The sequence below is a fragment of the Massilia sp. Root418 genome (assembly GCF_001425265.1).
Lineage (GTDB): Bacteria > Pseudomonadota > Gammaproteobacteria > Burkholderiales > Burkholderiaceae_D > Rugamonas.
Genome location: NZ_LMEC01000011.1, coordinates 719,743 through 738,847, shown reverse-complemented (window position 1 = coordinate 738,847; position 19,105 = coordinate 719,743). Strand labels below are relative to the sequence as shown.

The following is a 19,105-nucleotide window of genomic DNA, read 5'->3' as shown; positions in this document are numbered from 1 at the left end:
TATTTCCCTTGTCTTATTGATTAACCGATCCGCACCGGAATGAAGATCTTCTCATCCCCGCGCTGGATCAGCAAGGCCACCGACTTTTCGGACTTGGCCATCACGTCGCGCACCTGCTCGACCGTGTTGACCGCGCGCCCGTTCACCGACAGCAGCACGTCGCCCGGCTGCACGCCGGCGTACGCGGCCGCGCCGCCCGCGCCTTCGATCAGCAGGCCGGACGCAATGCCGGACTGGCGCTTCTCGACCGGGTCCAGCGGGCGCAGCTGCAAGCCCAGCTTGACCTTGCTGCTGGCGCTGTCGTCGGGGCGGGCCACGTCGGCCACCTTGTCGGCAGCGTTGCCCAGCTTGCCGGTCAGCTCGATGGCTTTGCCCTGGCGCCACACTTCCAGCGTCACTTTATCACCCGGCAGGGCCACGCCCACCACGGCAGGCAGGTCGGCCGAGGCAATGATCTTCTGGCCGTTGATCTTGCGGATCACGTCGCCGGACTTCAGGCCGGCCTTGTCGGCCGGGCCGCCCGGTTCCACGTTGGCCACCAGCGCGCCTTCCGGCGTGTCGAGCTTGAACGAATCGGCGAAGGCCTGGTCCACTTCCTGCACCGTCACGCCCAGCTTGGCGTGCGCCACTTTGCCGGTGCTGACGATCTGGTCCTTGATCTTGGTGGCCACGTCGATCGGAATGGCGAACGACAGGCCCTGGTAGCCGCCGGTCTGGCTATAGATCTGCGAGTTGATGCCGATCACCTCGCCGCGCGTGTTGAACAGCGGACCGCCCGAGTTGCCGGGGTTGACCGCCACGTCGGTCTGGATGAAGGGCACATAGCTGTCCTCCGGGCCCAGCGAGCGGCCCTTGGCGCTCACCACGCCGGCCGTGACCGAGCTTTCCAGGCCGTACGGCGAACCGATGGCCAGCACCCAGGCGCCCACCTTCAGGTCGCTGGTGCGGCCCAGCGGCACCACCGGCAGGTTCTTGCCGTCGATTTTCAGCACCGCCACGTCGGTCTTGGGATCCGAGCCGAGCACCTTGGCGCGGTATTCGCGGCGGTCGGTCAGCTTCACCGTCACTTCGCTGGCGTCGCGCACCACGTGGGCGTTGGTCAGGATCAGCCCGTCGGGGCTGATGATGAAGCCGGAACCGACGCCATGGGTCGGCACCGCGCGCTCGCGCTGGCCGGGCTGTTGCTGGAAGCGGCGGAAGAATTCGAAGAAGGGGTCGTCGCCGAAAGGATCGCGGCCGCGCCCCTGGGCGCCGTCGTAGCCGGTCTTGGTGCTGCCGGTGACGCTGATGTTGACCACGGCGGGGCCGTTGCGTTCAGCGATGACGCTGAAGTCCGGCATGGAGATCATGGGCGCCGGCACCGGCACGGCGGACCCGGCGGGCGCGGGCGCGGCAACGGTTTGCGCCTGGGTGGCCGCGGCGCCCGCATTATTCTGTTGCACCACCACGGCACCGCCTGCGCCCAGCGCGCCCAGGACGGCCAGGGCAGCCACGCCGCGTTTCATGGTTATGGAAACAGGTTGCTTTTGCATTTCTGCACTCCCGATTGAATGTGGTTTATCGATGTATCCAATATGGGGGAAGAGACTTAGGCGCCGCTTAATATTCAAAACCGTTACTTCCGGTTACAGCCGCCCGCCAGACGTGCCACTGGCCGGATTGCCCGGCCAGTGTGTACTACTGAACTACCGCGTAGCTTAAGCGGCTTGACGCTGCTCCAGCGCGGCGACGTTTTCAGTGCCGTCGATCACGATCTTGCGTGGCTTCAGCGCTTCCGGCACTTCGCGCACCAGTTCGATGGTGAGCATGCCGTTGTCGAAGGAGGCGCCGGTCACTTTCACGTGGTTGGCCAGCTGGAAGCGCTGCTCGAAATCACGCGCCGCAATGCCGCGGTGCAGATAGGTGCGCTCCACGCCGTCGCGTTGCTTGCGGCCTACGATGTGCAGGCTGTCACGCTCGGTGGTGATATCGATTTCCGAACGGTTGAAGCCGGCCAGCGCCATCACGATACGGTACTGGTCTTCCGAGACCAGCTCGATATTGTACGGCGGGTAGCTGGGCTGGGCGTCGCCACGCTGGGCGTCGTTCAGCAGCTGGGCCAGGCGGTCGAAACCGATGGCGGAACGATACAGGGGGGTCAGGTCAAAAGTACGCATGATGGATATCCTTTCAAAGTTAAGCGATATGGTCTTCCGGTCCCCTTCTGGGCAACCGGTGAATCCGATATACGGCTGGTGCCGGACGCTTTCAAGGGCCGGATTTCAAAAAATCCGCAACTTTTTTGCGACACACTTTGAAACAATGCCGTGTTTCCTGCGTGCTACACTCGGCCTCTTTAGCCTTCCACTTTCCGTTCCATGACCGTTATGCGCCATACCCTGCTGGCCCTGCTGCTCAGCGCCGCCCTGACTGCCCACGCCGACCCGATTCCCAACCCGGTCGACCAGCCCTACCCCGGCACCATCGTGCTGAAAGTGGACGCGTCCAACACGTCCCAGCAGATTTTCCGCATCACCGAAACCATCCCGGCCAAGCCCGGTAAGCTGACCCTGCTGTACCCGCAGTGGGTGCCCGCCAACCACGGCCCCAGCGGCCCGCTGAACCAGTTCGCCGGCCTCAAGCTCAGTGCCAACGGCAAGCCGCTGGCGTGGAAGCGCGACACCGTCAACGTGCACGCCTTCCACATCGAGGTGCCGCGCGGCGCCACCGCGGTGGAGGCGGAATACCAGTACCTTTCGCCCACCGAGCCGAACCAGGGCCGCACCACCATCACCAGCGAAATCCTGGGCATCCAGTGGCATTCGATGGTGCTGTACCCGGCCGGCCACACCACGCGCCGCATCACCGTGCAGCCCAGCCTGACCCTGCCCGAAGGCTGGCAATACGGCAGCGCGCTGGAGACCGTGGAACGCCAGGGCGACACCGTGCAGTTCAAGGCACTGGACCTGGAAACCATGGTCGACTCGCCCCTGTTCGCCGGCCGCTACTTCAAGCGCTACGACCTCGATCCGGGCGCCAAGATCCCGGTGCACATGAACGTGGTGGCCGACACCGCCGAGGCGGTGGAAGCCAAGCCGGAACAGATCGAACTGCACCGCGCCATGGTGCAGCAAGCCTACAAGCTGTTCAATTCCTACCACTACCAGCACTACGATTTCCTGCTGGCCCTGAGCGAGGAATTCGGCGGCGTGGGGCGCGAGCACCACCAGTCCAGCGAGAACGGCGTCAAGCTCGACTACTTCACCGACTGGAACAAGGCCGAGTCCGTGCGCGGCCTGCTGCCGCACGAATTCACGCACTCGTGGAACGGCAAGTTCCGCCGCCCGGCCGACCAGAACGTGCCCAACTTCAACACCCCGCTGCAGAACAGCCTGCTGTGGGTGTACGAGGGCCAGACCCAGTACTGGGGCCAGGTGCTGTCGGCGCGCTCGGGCATGCTCAAGACCGAGAGCGTGCGCGACATCATGGCCGCCAATGCAGCCCGCTACGACAACCAGCAGGGGCGCAGCTGGCGCCCGGTGCAGGACACCACCAACGACCCCATCATCAACGGCCGCCGCCCGCTGGGCTGGAGCAACTGGCAGCGCAGCGAGGACTATTACAACGAAGGCGCGCTGATCTGGCTGGACGTGGACACCAAGCTCCGCGAAATGTCGAACGACACCAAGTCGCTGGACAATTTCGCACGCAACTTCTTCGGCATCGACAACGGCGCCTACACCGCCAACCACTACACCTTCGAGGACGTGGTGAAGGCGCTCAACGCGATCCAGCCTTACGACTGGGCCGCCTTCCTGCGCACCCGCCTGGACGGCACCGGCCCGGCGCCGCTGGACGGCTATGCCCGCGCCGGCTGGAAGCTGGTCTACACCGACACCCCGACGCCCTTCCTGAAGGCGGCGGAAGAGCGCAGCAAATCGGCCGATTTCCAGTACTCGCTGGGCTTCTCGCTGAGCAGTGAAGGCAAGGCCGAGGCGCTGCAATGGGAAGGCCTGGGCTTCAAGGCCGGCATCGGCGGCGGCACCACGGTGCTGGCCGTGAACGGCACGGCCTACAAGGCCGAGGTGCTGCGCGCGGCCGTCACCGCCGCCAAGACCAGCGCCAAGCCGATCGAACTGCTGGTCAAGAAGGGCGCCAAGTACCGCACCATCCTGCTCGACTACCACGGCGGCCTGAAGTACCCGCGCCTGGAGCGCATCCCGGGCACGCCGGACCGCCTGCAAGCGATCCTGTCGCCGCTGAAATAAGATCCGCGCGCCGGGCGCCGGGGCCGCTACTGCGCGGCGCCCCGGCAATTTGGTGTATGCTGCGCACATGAACCAAGACACCGACATCCAGCTCAGCGGCCCGTTCAAGGCCACCGACGGCGCCGGCCGCGCCATCGACATCAAAACCATCCGCATTTTCGACGAAGGCTATGGGGTCGTCGACCTGTACGTGGACCTCGCGGCGCCTGCGTCCGAGGGCCTGCACAAGGACAAGAAACTGATCGCCGAGATCAGCGCCCGCCTGCGCAGCCTGGGCTACGCGGGGCCGGACCTGGTGCCGGGCGACCCGGTGATCCAGGAAAAGAAGCTGATCGTGCTGGACACGCCGGACGAGTTCCTGCCCTTCGCCGTGCGCAAGGGCTTCAAGGACCTGTCGTCCGAGTTCGACGAATAAGTTTTACGGGTTTTACAGGTAGCGGCTGCTCCAGGCCGCAATCAGGTCGGCCACGTAGGCCGCGTCCTCGCGGCGCGTCAGCAGGTGGTCGGCATCATCGAGCGAGATAAAACTTTTCGGGTGGCGCGCCGCCATGAAAATGTCCATCGCATTGCGCACCGCCACCGTATCGTCGCCCGGCGCGTGCATCACCAGCAAAGCCTTGCGCAGGCCTGCGATATGTTCGCGCAGGCTGTGCCCGCCCACGTCCTCCACGAACTGCTGCTTGATGCGGAACGGCCGCCCCGCCAGCTGCACCTGCGCCTCGCCCTCGGCGGCGATCTGCTCCAGGTGGGCGCTGAACATGCTGGTCACGTAGGCCGGCTCGCCCGGCGCGGCGATGGTCACCACCGCCGCCGCTTCCGGCACGCTCACCGCCGCCGCCAGCACCGCCGCCCCGCCCAGGCTGTGGCCGATCAGGATGCGCGGCGCTGCGAACTTCTCGCGCAGAAAGTCGGCCGCCTCCACCAGGTCGGCCACGTTGGACGAGAAATTGGTGTTCTCGAACTCGCCTTCGCTGGCGCCCAGGCCGGTGAAATCGAAGCGCAGCACGGCAATGCCGTGCCCGGTGAGCGCCTGCGCGATGCGGCTGGCGGCAATCACATCCTTACCGCAGGTAAAGCAATGGGCAAACAGCGCATAGGCCTTGACGGGGCCGTCAGGCGCGTCCAGCCGCGCCGCCAGCCGGTGGCCGCTGGCGCCGGTGAATTCGTGTCGTTCTGCTCGCATGATGTCGTCCGTGAAAGTGCCTGTACCCCGCAGTCTAGCCGAACAAGCCGTGCAGATACCAGCGCGGCGCGGCGTCGCCGTCCTTGCTGCCCAGCCGTTCGCGGAATACCCAGTAGTGCGCGTGGTCGCCGCCCTCGGCGATGAAATAGTCGCGCGTCTGCCCCTCGCTCCACCAGCCGGCCTCGATGCGCTCGGCGTTCGACACCATGCGCAGCGGGGACATGTAGAACGGCCGGTGGTCGCGCATCAGCAGCGCGATCGGCTTGGGCAGCAGCCAGGCCGGGCGCGGCAGGCTTTGCGGCGGCAGGCGCGCGCTCACGTCGGCCGGGCGCAGCTTGTCGTGCACCGGCACCCAGGCGTTGGCCAGCTCGGGCCGGTAGTCCGCCTGCGGCGACGCTTTCAGCACATTGTCCGGCCCCAGCCGCGCCACCAGCAGCTCGAACAGGCGCTCGCGGTCTTCCTTGCTGCCGCCGGGCTCCGGAAACAGCGAGTCGGTGGGCGGCAGCATGGGCCGCACCTGCGCCGCTTCCAGGCACAGGCCGATCACCGGGGCCGCCAGCTCGGTCTTGGCGAGGCGCTCCTTGAGCAGGCGCAGCAGGTGGTCGTCGCGCCACACCGGCTCGGCCAGCACGATGTCGATGGCAGTCGGCGGCCGCGCCACCTTGCCGCGCTCATGTTCGAGCAGCAGTTTCACGCGCTCCACCGCGAACTGGCGCGCGCACAGCCAGCCCACCATCTGCTGCAGCAGGCGCTGCGCGCCGTGCAGCAGCGCGTCCGCGTGCTCGATGCGGTCGAACAGCTCCAGCCTGGCGCTGAAGGTGGGCGGCGCCTCCAGCCACTCGTACATCTCGGGCGCTTCGCCGTGCGCCTCGTCCAGCATGTCCAGCAGCGCGCGGCCGCAGCGGCGCTGCAGGCCGGGGCGCGGCAGGCGCCGCAAGTCCGCCAGCGTGAGGCAGCCCATGCCCTCGAACCAGTTGAGGAAGGGCCGCGCCGGCGGCGGCAGGGAGCTGGGCAGCGGCGCCAGGCGCCGCGTCATGCGCTCGATGCCCAGGCAGCGCCCGCCCCCGCTGCGCGCCAGCAGCCAGGCGCCGCGCGCGGTGGGCGCGCAACTCAACACGGCCGTGAACCCCAGCGCCCGCATGCTTTCGCGCACCAGCGCGCACAGCTTGCGGATGCCGCCGAACAGGCGCAGGCTGGCGCCGATATCGATCAGCAGCGTGGCCTCCTCGGCCTGCGCCACCAGCGGCGTGTAGCGCAGCAGGGCCATGGCCACCGCGTGCGCCGCTTCCTGCTCGCGTTGCGGCGCGCGCTCGTGCAGCTGCGCGTCCGGCGCCATCAGCAGCGCGCCGCCGCGCCGCATGCCCACCCGCACGCCGGCCGCATGGGCCCGCGGCGACACCGCCAGCACGCCCTCCTGCTCCAGCACCACGCTGCAGCTATCCTCCGACCAGCTGGGGCAGAAGACTTCGAGCGGGAGCCGTGGCAGGTAAAGGCCGATCCAGAGACGCATGGCGCTGTAGCAAAGAAGGTGGCAAGGGCAGGAACAGCGGCGCGTCGCGCTGCGGTCCCCGGCGTTTTACGAATTCGATATGGACGCCGCCCGGCGCCGCGCGCAGCGCCAGCCGCAGCGGCGCGGGCGAGGCGTCCTGCGCGGCGGCCAGCGGACGCATCAGGCAGAACAGGGTGTCGCCGCTTTGCGCCGCCAGGTGCAGCCGGCGCAGGTTTTCGCTGCGGATCTGCTGCTGCCACAGCAGCAGCGCGCCGCAGCAGCCGCTGCGCAGCACCTGTTCGGCCGCCCACAGCGCATCCCCGCTTTTGCCCGTGTTACGTATCCACACCATTTGCCCCGGCGGCAGGCCCAGCGCGGCCAGCGCCAGCCCTTGCGGGATTTGCGGCGGGGCCAGCAGCACCACCGGGCGCTGCGACGCCGCCACCAGCGCCGGGCGCAGCAGGCGGATTTCGCCAATGCCCTGCTGCTGCAGCATCAGCTCGGTGAGCGTGCCCAGCGGCCAGCCGCCGCCCGGCAGCTGCGCCGAGAGCGCCGCGTAGCCCGTGTCCAGGCAGCGCGTGGCCGAATGCGCCAGCTGCGAGGCCAGCCACAGCGACGGGTGCAGGCTTTCCGGGGCGGCAAGGGAGGAGGAACTGAGCATGGCTTCAAACATGAATACTGTACAAATACACAGTACTATTTACGCCCGGATTTGGCAAGGTTTACTTGGCGGATTTGCCAAACTTGAAAGCTTGCGCATGCTGTAAGATACCCGTTGCCATCATTTTCCAATGGACACCAATGACCACCATCCAGCTTATCGGCGCCATCCTGTTCGCACTGGCGCTGGTGCACACCTTCGCCGCCAAATCCTTCGAGATCCTGGCCCACCGCCACCCGCACCACGCCGGCCTGCTGCACCTGCTGGGGGAAGTGGAAGTGGTGTTCGGCTTCTGGGCCGCCATCCTGATTGTCGCCATCGCTCTTGTAGCGGGCGGCGAGAACGCCATTGCCTACGCCGAATCGCGCCAGTACACCGAGCCGCTGTTCGTGTTCGTGGTGATGGTGGTGGCTGCCTCCTGGCCGGTGCTGAACGCGGTGCAGCGCGCCTTGCAGGCGCTGGCGCGGCTGGCGCCGATGCGCACCGAGCTGGCGCTGGCCTGGCTGGGCCTGGCACTGGTGCCGCTGGCCGGTTCGCTCATCACCGAACCCGCCGCCATGACCCTGGCCGCGCTGACGCTGGCGCCGCTGGTGTTCCGCGACGGCATGCCGGAGCGGCTCAAGTACGCGGCGCTGGGCGTGCTGTTCGTCAACGTGTCGATCGGCGGCACGCTCACCTCCTACGCCGCGCCGCCGGTGCTGATGGTGGCCGCCACCTGGGGCTGGGACAGCGCCTTCATGGCCAGCCAGTTCGGCTGGAAAGCCACGCTGGCGGTGCTGGTCAACGCCAGCGCCATCTGCTTCGTGCTCAAGCGCCACCTGCAGCCGGCCGGTGCCCCAGCCGAAGGCGGCGGCCCGGCGCGGGTGCCGCTGCTGGTGTCGCTGATCCACCTGGGCTTCCTGGCGGCCGTGGTGCTGCTGGCGCACCACCCGGTGATGTTCCTGGGCCTGTTCCTGCTGTTCCTCGGCTTCACCCAAGCCTACCAGCGCTACCAGCAGCCGCTGATCCTGAAAGAGGGCCTGCTGGTGGGCTTCTTCCTGGCCGGACTGGTAGTACTGGGCGGCATGCAGCAATGGTGGCTGCAGCCCATCGTCTCCAGCCTGCCGCCGGTGGCGCTGTTCTTCGGCGCGCTGGGCCTGACCGCCATCACCGACAACGCCGCCCTCACCTACCTCGGCTCGCTGATCGACGGCATGGCGCCGCAGGCGCAATACATGCTGGTGGCCGGCGCGGTGGCCGGCGGCGGCCTGACGGTGATCGCCAACGCCCCCAACCCGGCCGGCGTGTCGCTGCTGCGGCGCGGCTTCCAGGACGAATCGATCGGCGCCATCGGCCTGCTGCTGGGCGCCCTGCCGCCCACCGCCGTGGCGGCCGCCGCCTTCTTCCTCTGAGACCTGGAGCGCGCCATGGCCGACCACCATCACGCCTTCTCCCACTGGCCATTTGCCGACAGTGTGGACACCGTCACCTTTTGCACGGATAAAGTCGCGCACCTGAAGTTTCCCGTCCTGCAGGTGGCGCACGACCACAATGGCGACTGGCAATTTCTGGACGCCACCACCGACATGCCGGGCGAATGCGTGCTGCTGTGCATGGGATGCGTTTATGAACGCGACGCCTCGCTTGCCGAGATCAGCGACTTGCCGCGTGGCTGGAGCGCCTATCGCACGCATATCGGCGCGGCGTGGGAACGCTGGGAAAAACCCTGCGAAACCGACGGCGATGAAGAGAAGGTGCACGCCGGCATTGCCGCATATGGCCTCCACATTATTAACGTGATGGCGGAAGACGACGAGCCGCCTTTTTCGTATTCGCTGGGTATAGAAAAATCGCTGGGCATGCCGGACCTGATTGTTGTCGGACTCAAGCACGAGGTGGCGCAATCGGTCATCAATGAATGCTATCGGCAAATGCAGTCGGGGCTGCGGCTTGAGCCGGGAACGCGCGTCAGCGGCCTGCTGGGAGGCGGTTTCGAATGCGTGATTGGCGAAGTATCGGCAGCAAACTACCAGCAATATATGGGGTGGGGCGTGTGGCTCTACCAAGACACGGGGGCCCGTGCCTGCCAGATCATTTTTCCCAGCACCGCCGGGGTGTTTCCCTGGGAAGCGCACGCCAGTGCCGGGTTCAGGCAATGGCAGCCGCTGCTGGCCGAGGAGCCCCCGAGTCCGGACTGAACGCCGGCGCCCGTGGCAGCCCCCAAACCGGGCGCGGCGGCGGGACGGATTATTTTTTTGATAAATTGCTTGACTCCAACTCGAAGTGATCCTAAAGTGATATCACTTTGATGTCACAACCAAGAGGGAGTTCAGCATGAATGCAGCACACATTCGCCGCGAAGCGGCGTTTTCCTCGGTCAGCGGCTATACGGCGGCAGTCGGCGCGCTGGCGCTGATCGCACTGGCCGGCCTCGGCGTACGGGGCGGCGTGCATCCTGTCCTGTGCGTGATCGCCGCCCTGCTCGGCCTGGTGGCCTTTGCCGGCCTGTACATGCTGCAGCCGAACGAAAGCGCCATCATCACGCTGTTCGGCAAATACATCGGCACTGACCGCAGCGAAGGCCTGCGCTGGGCCTTCCCGCTCTACATCAAGCGCAAGCTGTCGGTGCGGGCGCGCAATTTCAACTGTCCCACGCTGAAGGTGAACGACAAGCGCGGCAACCCGGTCGAGATCAGCGCCGCCATCGTCTGGCGCGTGCGCGACACCGCCCAGGCCGTGTTCGAGGTGGATGACTTCGAGCGCTACGTGGCGATCCAGGCCGAAGCGGCGCTGCGCCACCTGGCCTCGCAATACGCCTACGACGAAGGCGAGGACCTGGCCGAGGGCGAAACCACGCTGCGCGCCGGGATGGACGTGGTGGCCGACGCGCTGAAAATGGAACTGCAGGCCCGCTTTGAAGCAGCCGGCGTGGAAACCCTGGACGCCAAGCTGACCCACCTGGCCTACGCCGCCGAAATCGCGCAGGTGATGCTGCGCCGCCAGCAGGCCGACGCCATCATCAGCGCCCGCGCCAAGATCGTGCATGGCGCGGTCACCATGGTGGAAGCGGCGCTGAAGGGGCTGGCCGAACGCGACATCGTGGAGCTGGACGCCGAACGCAAGGCGGCCATGGTGAGCAACCTGCTGGTGGTGCTGTGCTCGGACAAGGAAACCCAGCCCATCATCAACACGGGCACGCTGTACAACTAGCGGCAGGACAGGCAAAGCATGGCAAGCCCAGGTAAAAAAGCGTATCCGCTGCGGATCGATCCGGCGCTGTGGGAGGAGCTCCAGCGCCTGGCGGCGCGCGACCTGCGCAGCGTGAACGCGGAAATCGAGTTCCTGCTGCGCGAAGGGCTGGCGCGCCGCGGCGTAAAGCCCAAGGGCGAGCCGGCAGCAGACGGCGACAGCGCCGAGCCTGCGGCGGACTGAGCCGGCGTACCCGGCCTGCCCGGCCTACGCCACCAGGCGGCGGTGCTTGGCGAAGAAGTCCAGCATCATCTTGCTGGCGTCCGGACCGGGCTTGGCGTTGAACGACAGCGCCGGGTCGCCGCCGCTCCAGGCGTGTTCCAGTTCGGCGATGCGCGCCACACGCAGCAGCACCTTCCCTTTCGAACTGTAGTCGCGTATTTCGTGCGCGTTGCGCGTATGGCCGCGCCGCGCGCGCTCCACCACGGTCACTTCGGTGCCCGCCGGCAGCCGGTTCAGCAGCAGGCTTTGCTGCACCAGCTGCGCCTGGTTGATGGGACGCACCACCTTGTCGCCCTCGCCCTGGATCAGGATGGTGGGCATGACCGGAAAGCCGGGCCGCTGGCGCAGCACCTGGCGGATGGCGGCGGACGCCTGCACGCCGGCGCCATGCTGCATCACGGTCAGCGCACCCACCGTGCTGTGCCCGCCGCCATAGGCCGGGCCCGAATGCAGGCCGATCGCGGCGATCAGTTCCGGGTGGTTCAGCGCCAGGATGTTGGCCATGCCCGCCCCGGCTGAAATGCCGGCCACGTAGATGCGCCTGCGGTCGATCGCGTAGTCGCTGCACACCTTGGCGATCACGGCGGCGATCAGCGCCGTGTCGCCGCCGCCTTCCTGCGTGCTCTTGTCGTACCAGCGCCAGCAGCGGTGCGCCTGGGTGCTGGCCGCCTGCTGCGGGTACAGCACGGCATAGCCCTTCTGCTCGGCCAGGCGGTTCATGCGGGTGCCCTGGGCGAACTGGGTGGCGCTCTGGTGGCAGCCGTGCAGCATCACGATCAGCGGCAGGCCGGCGCGTGCCGCCGCCGCCGGCACGTTGTGCGGAAGGTAGAGCCAGTAGCTCATGGGCTGGGCCGGAACCTGCCCCGGCTGTGGCATCGCAGCATAGTGCGATGCAAGCCAGCGGCCGGGCAACACCGAGACCTCCGGCCGCGCGTGCTGGCGGATCGGCATGCCGTCCGGCGCCGCCGGGAGCGCGCGGCGCACCGGGGCAGCGGCCTTGGCCGCCAGGCTCCCGGACGAGGTGCGGCGGGCCGGATTGGCTGGCTTTGCGGCAACTTGGGCGGGTTTGACCAGCTTCGCGCTCTTCGCTTTCGGCTTGGCTTTCACGGCGGGCACGCCAAACAGCTGCGTCATCAACTTCTGCTGGGACTTGCCTGCGCGGGCCATACTGCGCAGCAATCGTGCGCCAAAGATGGGCTTGGCCATGCGATACTCCTAATCACTATGTTGCAGTGCAATATAGCGGAGCGGGCAGTTCCCATCAGTGCGCCAGCGCACCGGATCGCAGATTAAACTTCATCACCGAATGCAGCAGTAACCGTCAATGCGCGGATAAAACAGGGTGGCCGGCAGGTGGGACTGCGTTGGCCACCCTGCCGTGCACCCTACACGCCGTGCAGGCCCGGCGCCCAGCCCTCAAGCGCTAGCGCTGCATGGACTCCCACACTTTCTGCAAGCGCTTGGCCGACACCGGCATGGGCGTGCGCAGTTCCTGCGCGAACAGCGACACGCGCAACTCCTCCAGCATCCAGCGGAATTCCACCAGTTTCGGGTCGGTGTTGCGGCCTGCCGTCTTGTCGCGCATCAGCCGCTGGTAGGGCGCGGCTGCGCTCTGCCACTCGGCCATCAGCTTGGCGTCGCGCGCGGGATCGGCGCGCAGCTTTTCCAGGCGCACATTCATGGCCTTCAGATAACGCGGGAAATGCGCCAGCTGCGCGTAGTCGCTCTCGAGCAGGAAGCGCTTGTGCACCAGGCCTTGCAGCTGCGCCTGCATGTCGGCCGCCACCTGCGCATTGATGCCCTGCAGGCGCTTGGGCAGGCCGTGGAACTCGGTCAGCACCTGCGACAGCAGGCGCGCCACCTCGTTTACCAGCAGCACCAGGCGCGACTTGCCTTCATCCTTGCGCTTGGCAAAGCTGGCGGCATCGGTCGGCAGCGGGTCCTGCAGGCAGGCGATGTCGAGCGCCTTGTTGATGATCTGGTCGCGCAGCTCCTCCTGCGTGCCCATGGACATGAACTGCATGCCCATCTGCTGCAGGTTGGGGATGCTCTTTTCCACGAACTTGATCTGGTCCTTCATCTGCAGCGCGAACAGGCGGCGCAGGCCGACGCGGTGCGTGCGCGCCGCCACGGTGGGGTCGTCGAACACTTCCAGGTCGCAGTGGGTGCCCTTGTCCACCAAGGCCGGGAAGCCGATCAGGGTCAGCTTGCCCTGCACGATTTCCAGCAGCTCCGGCAGTTCGCCGAAAGTCCAGGCGGTGATGCCGGTGGTGGCCGACTGCACGGCCGGCGCGCTGGCGGCGGCGCTCCCGGCGGCGCCGGGCTGCGCGCCAGCCTTGCCGCCCTTTCCGCCCTGGCCTGCGGCAGACGCCGCCCCCGGGCCGGCGCCGCGCGCCGCGTCCGCCGCGATGCCGCCGTGCGCCAGCTTGGCGGCGCCAGCGGCGGCGCCAGCCAGGCCGGCGCCAGCGGCCGCTGCGCCGGCGCGCAGCTGGGTGCCGGCCGGGGTGGTGGCCTCGGCCATCTTCTGGAAGCTCTGGCGCGCCTGCATGCCGTACTCGCCCTGCAGGGTGGCCAGGTTGCGGCCCATGTCCAGCTGGCGGCCGTGCTCGTCGATCACCTTGAAGTTCATGAAGTGGTGCGCAGGCAGCGTCTCGGGCTTGAAGTCCGTGGTCAGCACGCCGATGGTGATCTCCTTGCGGATGTCGGCAATGATGGCGTCGATCAGGTCGCCGCGCCCGAAGGCGCCGGCGGCGTGCACGCGCTCGCAGAACCTGGCGGCATAGTCCGGCAGCGGCACGCAATGGCGGCGCAGCTTCTGCGGCAGGGACTTCAGCAGCAGGTGGACCTTCTCCTTCAGCATGCCCGGCACCAGCCATTCGCAGCGCTCGCGCGAGAGCTGGTTCAGCGCGTACAGCGGCACCGCCAGGGTCACGCCGTCGCGCACGCTGCCCGGCTCGAAGTGATAAGTCAGCGCCATTTCCAGGCCCGCCGCCATCATGGTTTTCGGGAACAGGTCGGTGGTCACGCCGGCCGCCTCGTGGCGCATCAGCTCATCGCGGTTCAGGTACAGCAGCTTGGGCTCGGCCGCCGTCGCCTCCTTGTGCCACTTCTCGAAACCGGCGCCGTTCACCACGTCGGCCGGTATCAGCTTGTCGTAGAAGGCGGCGATCAGTTCATCGTCCACCAGCACGTCCAGGCGGCGCGACTTGTGCTCCAGGTTCTCGATCTCCTTCACCAGCTTGTGGTTGTGGGCGAAGAACGGCGCGCGCGTGTCGTAGTCACCGCCCACCAGCGCGTCGCGGATGAAGATCTCGCGCGCTTCCTGCGGGTTGAAGGCGCCGTAGTTGATGCGGCGCTGGCTGTACACCACCAGGCCGTACAAGGTGGCGCGCTCGGACGCGGTCACCTGCGCGCTGCGCTTTTCCCAGCGCGGCTCGCCCCACGATTTCTTGAGCAAATGGCCGCCCACCTTTTCCAGCCATTCCGGTTCGATCTTGGCCACGCAGCGCGCGTACAGGCGCGTGGTTTCCACCAGCTCGGCGGCCATGATCCACTTGCCCGGCTTCTTCAGCAGGTTGGAGCCCGGCCAGATATGGAACTTGATGCCGCGCGCGCCCAGGAAGCCGGCGCCCGGCTCGTCCTCGCCCTTGAAGCCCACATTGCCCAGCAAGCCGGTCAGCAGCGCCAGGTGCAGGTTCTCGTAGGTGGCGGGCGCCTCGTTCATGCGCCAGCCCTGCTCCTTGACGATGGTGAGCAGCTGCGAGTGCACGTCGCGCCATTCGCGCAGGCGCACTTGCGACAGGAAGTTGCTGCGGCAGTTTTCCTGCAGCTGGCGGTTGGTCTTCTTGTGCTCGATCGCGTTTTCGAACCAGCGCCAGATCTTGATGTAGCTGAGGAATTCGGACTTCTCGTCGGCGAACTTCTTGTGCGCCTCGTCGGCTGCCTGCTGGTGCTCCACCGGGCGGTCGCGCGGGTCCTGCACCGACAGCGCGGAGGCCACGATCAGCACTTCCGTCAGCGAGGCGTTGTCGTGCGCGGCCAGGATCATGCGGCCCACGCGCGGGTCCAGCGGCAGCTTGGCCAGCTTGCGGCCCAAGGGCGTGAGCTGGTTGTATTCATCGACCGCGCCCAGTTCCTGCAGCAGCTGGTAGCCGTCCGCAATGGCGCGCGCCAGCGGCGGCTCGATGAAGGGGAAGGTTTCCACGTCCGCCAGGTGCAATGACTTCATGCGCAGGATGACGGCCGCCAGCGAGGAACGCAGGATCTCGGGATCGGTGAACTTGGGGCGCTGCAGGAAGTCCTGTTCGTCGTACAGGCGGATGCAGACGCCGTCGGCCACGCGGCCGCAGCGGCCGGCGCGCTGGTTGGCGGCCGATTGCGCGATCGGCTCCACCTGCAGCTGCTCGACCTTGTTGCGGTAGCTGTAGCGCTTCACGCGCGCCAGGCCGGCGTCCACCACGTAGCGGATGCCGGGCACGGTCAGCGAGGTCTCCGCCACGTTGGTGGCCAGCACGATGCGGCGCGCGTTGGAGGTGCGGAACACGCGCTCCTGCTCCTCCACCGACAGGCGGGCGAACAGCGGCAGGATCTCCACGTGCGGCGGATGGTGCTTGCGCAGCGCCTCGGCCGCGTCGCGGATCTCGCGCTCGCCGGGCAGGAACACCAGCACGTCGCCCGAGCCGATGCGGCACACCTCGTCCACGCCGTCGATCACGGCGTCCATCAGGTCGCGCTTTTCGCGCGCGGCGGCGGCCTTGCCCTGCTGCGGGGAAGGGTTGGCGGCGTTGGCGCCGCCCATGGGCACCTGGTCGCGCTCCACGGGGCGGTAGCGCACTTCCACCGCGTACAGGCGGCCCGACACCTCGATCACCGGCGCCGGTTTCTCCGGCGTGCCGAAGTGGCGCGAGAAGCGGTCCGCGTCGATGGTGGCCGAGGTGATGATGATTTTCAGGTCCGGGCGGCGCGGCAGCAGCTGCTTCAGGTAGCCAAGCAGGAAGTCGATGTTCAGGCTGCGTTCGTGCGCTTCGTCGATGATGATCGTGTCGTAGCCCTTGAGCAGCGGGTCGGTCTGCGTTTCGGCCAGCAGGATACCGTCGGTCATCAGCTTGACCGAGGCGCCGCGCATCAGGGTGTCGGCAAAGCGCACCTTGAAGCCCACGTTCTCGCCCAGCGGCGTGCCCAGCTCCTGCGCGATGCGCTTGGCGGTGGACGAGGCGGCGATGCGGCGCGGCTGCGTGTGGCCGATGATGCCGTTGCGGCCGCGCCCCAGCTCCAGGCAGATCTTCGGCAGCTGCGTGGTCTTGCCCGAGCCGGTTTCGCCGGACACGATGATGACCTGGTTTTTCATCAGCGCTTCCGCGATTTCGGCGCGCCGGCCGGAAACCGGCAGGTCTTCCGGGAAGGTGATCGGCGGGATCGGATTGCGGAAAGCCGCCTCGGCCGCGCGCGCAGCCGCTTCCTCCGGCGTCAGGCGCGGGCCACGGCCGCCGCGTTCACCGCGCTCACCGCGCTCACCGCCTTCACCATCGGCCCGCGCCGCGCGCACGCCTTCCGGGCGCGGCTGGCGGGGCTCGCCGGCGCCGCGGGGCTGGCGCGCATCGCCGCCCTCGCGCGGCGCGCGGCCCTCGCCGGCCTGCGCAGCGCGGGGCTGGCCGGGCGCGCGCGCTGGGCGGCCGTCCGGGCTGCGCTGGGCGCGCTGGTCGCGGCCCGGCCGGGCCTGGCCCTCCTGCCCGCCCTGGCCGCCCTGTGGCACGCGCGTCACAGCGGGCGAACCGCCCTGGGAGGCGGCGGAAGCGGTGGCGGGAGCGGTGGCTGGCTGCTGCGGGGTGGAAACTGGTGACTTCTTGCTGGCTTCTGACATGTTTTTTACAGGTATTTGGCGCGAAAACCGCGCACCGAATTATAATGCGGCAAATGGAAAATCCTACCCAATTCGTCCAATGGCTGCGCTCCGTCGCGCCCTACGTCCACGCTTTCCGCGGCAAGACCTTCGTGGTCGCCTTCCCCGGCGAACTCGTATCGGCTGGCGCCCTGCCGGTGCTGGCCCATGACTTGTCGTTGCTGCAAGCGCTCGACATCAACGTGACCGTGGTCTACGGCTCGCGCCCGCAGGTGGCCGAACAGCTCGCGCTGCGCAATGTGGAAGGCCGTTTCCACAACGGCATCCGCATCACCGACACCGCCGCCATGGAATGCGCCAAGGAAGCGGCCGGCGAGCTGCGCCTGGACATCGAGGCCGCGTTCAGCCAGGGCCTGCCCAATACGCCGATGTCGAACGCCGCCATCCGCATCATTTCGGGCAATTTCATCACCGCCCGTCCACTGGGCGTGATCGACGGCGTGGACCTGGAGCTGACCGGCATCACGCGGAAAGTGGACGCGGAAACCATCCACTCGATCCTCGGTTCGGACGGCCTGGTGCTGCTCTCGCCGCTGGGCTTCTCGCCCACCGGCGAAACCTTCAACCTGACCATGGAGGACGTGGCCTGCAGCGCCGCCATCGCCCTGCATGCCGACAAGCTGATCTTCATCACCGAAACCGACATGATGACGGACGCCGGCGGCACCGAGATCCGCGAGCTGTCCTCGCACCAGGCCGAAGCCGTGCTGCAAGCCGGCTTCCTGCCCGACGCCACCGCATTCTACTTGAAGCACTGCGTGAAGGCCTGCAACAACGGCGTGGACCGCTCCCACATCGTGCCCTTCGCCATGGATGGCTCGGCGCTGCTGGAACTGTTCACCCACGATGGCGTGGGCACCATGATCTCGCACGAGAACCTGGAATCGCTGCGCCAGGCCACGATTGAAGACGTGGGCGGCATCATCAAGCTGATCGAACCGCTGGAAGCGGACGGCACGCTGGTCAAGCGCGGCCGCGAGCTGATCGAACGCGAGATCGAGCTGTTCTCCGTGATCGAGCACGACGGCGTGATCTTCGGCTGCGCCGCGCTGTATCCGTTCCCCGAACAGAAAATGGCGGAAATGGCCTGCCTGACGGTGAACCCCGAGGTGCAGACCCAGGGCGACGGCGAGCGCATCCTCAAGCACATGGAAAACCGCGCCCGCGCGCTGGGCCTGAACAAGCTGTTCGTGCTGACCACCCGCACCGCGCACTGGTTCATCAAACGCGGCTTCGTGCCGGCCACGGTGGACGCCCTGCCGAAGGACCGCCAGCGCATGTATAACTGGCAGCGCAAATCCCAGGTTCTCGTTAAAACCTTATAATCACGCTTTCACCACCGCATTTAGGAGCACCAAAGATGGCCCGCACCGTCCATTGCATCAAACTGAACAAGGAAGCCGAAGGCCTGGATTTCCCACCGTATCCGGGTGAACTGGGCAAGAAGATCTACCTGTCCGTGTCGAAAGAAGCGTGGGCCGCCTGGCTCAAGCACCAGACCATGCTGGTCAACGAAAACCGCCTGAACCTGGCCGACCAGCGCGCGCGCAAATACCTGGCCGCGCAGATGGAAAAACACTTCTTCGGCGAAGGCGCCGACGCCGCAGCCGGCTACGTGCCGCCGGCGGACTGACAAGCAAAGGCGCCGATGGCGCCTTTTTTTTAGCCGTGGCGGCGCTGGCGGGTTACGCGGGGCGCGCCCCGCTAACCCGCCCTACGAAATCCCGGCCGGCTATATCCGTAGGGCGGGTTAGGCGGGACGCCGTAACCCGCCAGCTTCAGCGCTGCAGGGGCTTGCACTGGCGCAGTTCGCACCTGGCCAGGTAGGCCTTGCCGTTGCTGCACATCATGCGGTAGACCTCGACCGGACCGGGCTCGGACATCAGCCCGGCGCCCGGACCGCCGTTGCCGTCACAGCCGGCATTGCGCGCCATGCGCTCCACCGTGGCCGACGAAACGCCGGCCCGGAACGCCACTTTCTCGATCTCCACCCCGTCCACCTGCACGCGCTGGCTGCCGTCGCTGGCCAGCGCGGACAAGGCCGGCTTGCGCTCGGATGCCGCGCGGCGCGCCCCCTCGGCATTCTGGCTCCGGTCCGGATTGAACGGCGACACCGAACAGGCGCTCAACAGCACGGCCGGCAGCAACAGCAAGCGTTTCATGGGGGTCCCGGGAA

At 67.3% G+C, this 19,105-nt stretch carries 16 protein-coding genes; 8 read left to right on the top strand and 8 right to left on the bottom strand.

Annotated features, from left to right (window positions below; translation table 11 throughout):
• Window positions 1-20: 20 nt before the first annotated feature.
• On the bottom strand, window positions 21-1,532 hold the full coding sequence (locus ASC94_RS10710) for a Do family serine endopeptidase (RefSeq protein WP_056394134.1): 1,512 nt from the start codon (window positions 1,530-1,532) through the stop codon (window positions 21-23).
• A gap of 165 nt (window positions 1,533-1,697) precedes the next feature.
• Window positions 1,698-2,156 carry an Hsp20 family protein gene (locus ASC94_RS10705; protein WP_056394131.1) on the bottom strand — a complete coding sequence of 153 codons (459 nt, stop codon included), beginning with the start codon at window positions 2,154-2,156 and terminating at the stop codon, window positions 1,698-1,700.
• 210 nt (window positions 2,157-2,366) lie between these two features.
• Here ASC94_RS10705 and ASC94_RS10700 point away from each other — a divergent pair, with 210 nt between their 5' ends.
• Together ASC94_RS10700 and ASC94_RS10695 are read left to right on the top strand one after the other, a co-directional pair.
• The gene (locus ASC94_RS10700; RefSeq protein ID WP_229417236.1) at window positions 2,367-4,247 is read left to right on the top strand and encodes a M61 family metallopeptidase; all 1,881 of its coding nucleotides are present in this window, start codon (window positions 2,367-2,369) and stop codon (window positions 4,245-4,247) included.
• 67 nt (window positions 4,248-4,314) lie between these two features.
• The gene (locus ASC94_RS10695; RefSeq protein ID WP_056395014.1) at window positions 4,315-4,662 is read left to right on the top strand and encodes a hypothetical protein; all 348 of its coding nucleotides are present in this window, start codon (window positions 4,315-4,317) and stop codon (window positions 4,660-4,662) included.
• Window positions 4,663-4,674: 12 nt separating this feature from the next.
• Here ASC94_RS10695 and ASC94_RS10690 read toward each other — a convergent pair whose 3' ends face one another.
• The 3 genes from ASC94_RS10690 to imuA are packed head-to-tail and all read right to left on the bottom strand — an operon-like array spanning window position 4,675 to window position 7,592.
• On the bottom strand, window positions 4,675-5,430 hold the full coding sequence (locus tag ASC94_RS10690) for a S9 family peptidase (RefSeq protein WP_056394124.1): 756 nt from the start codon (window positions 5,428-5,430) through the stop codon (window positions 4,675-4,677).
• Between the two features lie 34 nt (window positions 5,431-5,464).
• Entirely contained in the window at window positions 5,465-6,940 is a 1,476-nt protein-coding gene (locus tag ASC94_RS10685; RefSeq protein WP_082616391.1) for a DNA polymerase Y family protein, read from the bottom strand.
• Window positions 6,867-7,592, bottom strand: a complete 726-nt coding sequence (gene imuA, locus ASC94_RS10680) for a translesion DNA synthesis-associated protein ImuA (RefSeq protein ID WP_229417235.1) — start codon at window positions 7,590-7,592, stop codon at window positions 6,867-6,869. The genes ASC94_RS10685 and imuA overlap by 74 nt, the downstream gene beginning before the upstream one ends.
• A gap of 128 nt (window positions 7,593-7,720) precedes the next feature.
• Between imuA and ASC94_RS10675 the strand changes: the two genes are divergently transcribed.
• The 4 genes from ASC94_RS10675 to ASC94_RS10660 all read left to right on the top strand — a co-directional run bounded on the left by ASC94_RS10675 (window position 7,721) and on the right by ASC94_RS10660 (window position 10,991).
• Window positions 7,721-8,971, top strand: coding sequence for a putative Na+/H+ antiporter (locus ASC94_RS10675; RefSeq protein ID WP_056394118.1), 1,251 nt, complete (start codon window positions 7,721-7,723; stop codon window positions 8,969-8,971).
• A gap of 15 nt (window positions 8,972-8,986) precedes the next feature.
• Window positions 8,987-9,757, top strand: coding sequence for a DUF4262 domain-containing protein (locus tag ASC94_RS10670; protein ID WP_200955634.1), 771 nt, complete (start codon window positions 8,987-8,989; stop codon window positions 9,755-9,757).
• A 136-nt stretch (window positions 9,758-9,893) separates the two neighbouring features.
• The gene (locus ASC94_RS10665; RefSeq protein WP_056394114.1) at window positions 9,894-10,769 is read left to right on the top strand and encodes an SPFH domain-containing protein; all 876 of its coding nucleotides are present in this window, start codon (window positions 9,894-9,896) and stop codon (window positions 10,767-10,769) included.
• Window positions 10,770-10,787: 18 nt separating this feature from the next.
• A complete protein-coding gene (locus tag ASC94_RS10660) occupies window positions 10,788-10,991 on the top strand; it encodes a hypothetical protein (protein ID WP_056394111.1) in 204 nt (67 codons plus the stop codon).
• A 24-nt stretch (window positions 10,992-11,015) separates the two neighbouring features.
• Here ASC94_RS10660 and ASC94_RS10655 read toward each other — a convergent pair whose 3' ends face one another.
• Entirely contained in the window at window positions 11,016-12,236 is a 1,221-nt protein-coding gene (locus ASC94_RS10655; protein ID WP_056394108.1) for a PHB depolymerase family esterase, read from the bottom strand.
• A 217-nt stretch (window positions 12,237-12,453) separates the two neighbouring features.
• Window positions 12,454-16,890 (bottom strand): ATP-dependent RNA helicase HrpA, encoded by a 4,437-nt coding sequence (hrpA, locus tag ASC94_RS10650; RefSeq protein WP_200955633.1) that lies wholly within the window; start codon window positions 16,888-16,890, stop codon window positions 12,454-12,456.
• A 53-nt stretch (window positions 16,891-16,943) separates the two neighbouring features.
• Between hrpA and argA the strand changes: the two genes are divergently transcribed.
• Together argA and ASC94_RS10640 are read left to right on the top strand one after the other, a co-directional pair.
• On the top strand, window positions 16,944-18,254 hold the full coding sequence (gene argA / locus ASC94_RS10645; protein WP_056394104.1) for an amino-acid N-acetyltransferase: 1,311 nt from the start codon (window positions 16,944-16,946) through the stop codon (window positions 18,252-18,254).
• Between the two features lie 35 nt (window positions 18,255-18,289).
• Window positions 18,290-18,562, top strand: a complete 273-nt coding sequence (locus ASC94_RS10640; RefSeq protein ID WP_056394101.1) for an oxidative damage protection protein — start codon at window positions 18,290-18,292, stop codon at window positions 18,560-18,562.
• A 145-nt stretch (window positions 18,563-18,707) separates the two neighbouring features.
• Here ASC94_RS10640 and ASC94_RS10635 read toward each other — a convergent pair whose 3' ends face one another.
• Entirely contained in the window at window positions 18,708-19,091 is a 384-nt protein-coding gene (locus tag ASC94_RS10635; RefSeq protein ID WP_056394098.1) for a hypothetical protein, read from the bottom strand.
• Window positions 19,092-19,105: the final 14 nt, after the last annotated feature.